Genomic DNA, 1,085 nt, shown 5'->3' with positions numbered 1-1,085 from the left:
GAACCAGACAAGTAACCCTGCGAGGAATGGGCCGGCCGTGGGCGGTGGCTATGGAGCAGGTGGTCAGCCGGTTATCGACCCCATCGTACTTAACAACAGCGGCAGTGGTGATAATGGAGCAAACGGTGAAACCCCTATATTTCGGGGCGGCAATAGCGTAGACGTTAGATTGGGTGTTGACGTTAAGGCTGCGTCAGACGGTCTGATCCACCCGACCAAGACGAATGGCCAACCACAAGGACTATCGATCAACCTAAACCCAAATGACCCGTGGGTTCAAAAGTATGGTGGTGCGTTTCCCGTTAACAGCGTCCCTGTTGGTTTGCAAGTGATACAGTCCGGGAGTCCGGGGCACTACGTTATTGCACCCTCAGCGCCGATGTCGTTTGAAAGATACCAACAGCTACTCAACCAAGTGCAGCTTGGCAACTTCAACGTACTCCGATGAACATCCAATCAAAGATTGATCAGCTTATCAAGAGTATTGTCTCTGGTGCCGCAACGGTTCGCTTAGAGATGGAGTGCAGCGGACTTAACCTGAACGAAGCTGGAGTCCTCGGCCGAACACCTCTTATGGTTGCGGCAGCGGAAGATTTACCTGCAGTAGTCGAAATGCTAGTGCGGAATGGGGCATCTGTGCATGCCACAGGCAACTACCGAGTGACGGCGTTGCATGAAGCGTCTGCAAACGGCCATGCCGTGGTAATCAACTATCTACTATCCCTCGGGGCGAATGTCGACGCAGAAACGATCCAAGGGGTGACGCCACTAATGTCGGCAGCGGCGTGGGGGCACAGTGAAGCCGCAAGGATCTTGCTGGAGAACGGTGCAGATTGGACAAAGAAGGATTGTTATGGCGCGACTGCCGCGGAAATTGCCAGAGAAAAAGGGGAGGACGTTTCAGCGGCCCTGATCGAGTCATATTCGAGGTTGGCGGGTACAGAATAGTTTTCACTATCTTTCTGTCCGCATGACCGCGGCCAGCACCGTGGGCAGCATCGCCGGCAACGTCACCCTGCAAGCCGGCGAGGCCTACAAACAGGTCGGCAGCGACGTGATCGCCCCCGCAGGCGACATCACCATCC

At 55.1% G+C, this 1,085-nt stretch carries 2 protein-coding genes; both read left to right on the top strand.

Features of this window, described 5'->3' with window-relative positions; genetic code table 11:
* Positions 1-448 (top strand): hypothetical protein (locus AC1D0P_RS25990; RefSeq protein ID WP_477679361.1); only part of this gene is annotated, 448 nt, incomplete at its 5' end.
* Positions 445-948, top strand: a complete 504-nt coding sequence (locus tag AC1D0P_RS25985; protein ID WP_477679360.1) for an ankyrin repeat domain-containing protein — start codon at positions 445-447, stop codon at positions 946-948. The genes AC1D0P_RS25990 and AC1D0P_RS25985, both read left to right, overlap by 4 nt.
* Positions 949-1,085: the final 137 nt, after the last annotated feature.

The organism is Polaromonas sp. P1_G2 (assembly GCF_056405515.1).
Note: the sequence above shows the minus strand (reverse complement) of the source record. Positions and strands in the feature narration are given on the sequence as shown.

Bases quoted from the DNA above. Each gene is read 5' to 3' on its own strand.
- AC1D0P_RS25985 (WP_477679360.1), top strand. From the start codon at position 445: ATGAACATCCAATCAAAGATTGATCAGCTTATCAAGAGTATTGTCTCT.